Origin of the sequence: Microcoleus sp. K4-B3 (genome assembly GCF_036704615.1) — a bacterium.
In the GTDB taxonomy this organism is placed as follows: Bacteria; Cyanobacteriota; Cyanobacteriia; order Cyanobacteriales; family Microcoleaceae; genus Microcoleus.
Genome location: NZ_JAUBSF010000216.1, coordinates 1 through 1,694 on the forward strand (window position 1 = coordinate 1; position 1,694 = coordinate 1,694).

The 1,694-nt window shown below is 41.9% G+C and carries 3 protein-coding genes; all 3 read right to left on the minus strand.

Going from position 1 to position 1,694, the window contains the following annotated elements:
* Window positions 1–55: 55 nt before the first annotated feature.
* The 3 genes from QUA78_RS33050 to QUA78_RS32495 all read right to left on the minus strand — a co-directional run bounded on the left by QUA78_RS33050 (window position 56) and on the right by QUA78_RS32495 (window position 1,365).
* A complete protein-coding gene (locus QUA78_RS33050) occupies window positions 56–205 on the minus strand; it encodes a hypothetical protein (RefSeq protein ID WP_445302432.1) in 150 nt (49 codons plus the stop codon).
* 44 nt (window positions 206–249) lie between these two features.
* Window positions 250–552: a DUF433 domain-containing protein gene (locus QUA78_RS32490; RefSeq protein ID WP_333307565.1), complete on the minus strand. Its 303-nt coding sequence runs from the start codon at window positions 550–552 to the stop codon at window positions 250–252.
* 144 nt (window positions 553–696) lie between these two features.
* Window positions 697–1,365: a Uma2 family endonuclease gene (locus QUA78_RS32495; RefSeq protein WP_333399261.1), complete on the minus strand. Its 669-nt coding sequence runs from the start codon at window positions 1,363–1,365 to the stop codon at window positions 697–699.
* Window positions 1,366–1,694 lie beyond the last annotated feature (329 nt).

The following is a 1,694-nucleotide window of genomic DNA, read 5'->3' on the forward strand; positions in this document are numbered from 1 at the left end:
TAATTATGAAATGGAACCGAAAGATAAAAAATAAAGGCAACTTAGTTAATGCAGTTTAGATGTTTAACAGCTTAGTATTAAAGCTATAGGTTACTCGATGATTTTCATGAGCCCAATACAAAATTTCTTCATCGCTGCGAGACAGCATTCCTATTTCTGCAACAGAAATAACATCAACACTCCGCAGGCGTAGAGCATCAAGCAGAGCCTAATTCATCGCATCTTCGTCTAGCAGCAGTAGAATAATGCTCATGAATTTGTCTTGAGGTTTTTGTAGTGTAACTCTGCTAACTGCTCGTAAGCTTCTTGTTCCTCAGCTAAATCTGTATCAATCTCTTCTCGATTAGCATGATAATACGTTAAAGCTGCATAAACTTGTGCGATCGATAAGTGAGTCATCAGCCTAGCAATTTCTTCCGCACTGTTACCCTGCTTGTACAAAACGGCGATGCGGCGGACAGAAGTACCAGTTTCAGCAATAATCGGACGGCCGCCTCGAAGGTTGGGGTCGCGGATAATTAAAGTCCCGATGTCTACTACAGTTGTTGTCATACATTTTCTCAAGTCACTTAACTTGATTATATAGATTTCTTCTAAAACTGTGTAACTGTTTAGGCCCCTGATGGTTCTCTTTAAGCGATAATTGCGTAAAGAATTGAGAAAAATTAAGAGCGCTCGCACTTTTCGCCAACTTCTCTACAACTTCCCAATTTGTTGAGCAAACCACATCGCCGCCGTCCCATTTCCCTCACCCAAAAGTTTCAAAGTCTCCGACAGCAACGCAATTGGCAATCCCTCAAGGGCAGAGGAAATTTCGCATTCTTGATATTTCCCATTTTCCTGCAAGCGAAATGCCAAAACTCTCTCGCCCTTAATATCTACTACCCAATACTCAGGAATTCCCAAAGCAGCATACAAGCGCTTCTTTTGATCTAAATCGATCGCCAAAGTCGTATCGGAAGTTTCTATCACTAAATCGGGAATTCGCGATTTATTTAGATTAAGTCGGCGCGGTTCCCCTTTTTGCCACTGGATAAATTCTCCGCCGACATATAAAATGCGATCGGGCGCACCTCCTCCCACCTTTGGCTTCTCAATTACACATGCACCCAAATCATCGAAAGCTTGTCCTCCTTTGCTGACAAACCAAAATCCAAACACCAGAGTCAAGAGGTTGTTAAATCTGGCGTGCTGAGGCCCTTCATTACCCATGTCTATCCAAAGATATCCTTCATAAAAAAAAATTCTCGCTTCCTCCAAAGAAGGATCTTCGCAGGCTGCTACATAATCTTCCCATGTGGCGGCTTGCCATTGGGGAATTTCTCCCACTTGAGACACGATGAATTTTGCAGTTGTAGAAGTCATGATTTAAAAGCAAATTGAGGATAAAATTATCCTAACTTAGGTTGATATTTATCTGCTGCGGTAATTGGTATTTAGTAATTTGTCAATTTTTATAGCCCCCCTTTTTTAAGGGGGGCTCAGATTCTTGTGCTTATCGAATTGCTGTGGGCGCCGCAATTGGTACTTCTAAGTCTGGCTGCAAGTCAAAGACTACGACAAGCGTTGCTTGAGGCATCAGTTGACGCAGACACAGCAAGTGTCCGTCAGCATCCGATCATTGGTAACAAGTTAGAAGGGAGTAGATTTTGTCAATACCTCTTGGGATAGAAATATTATGGAATAATAATGAT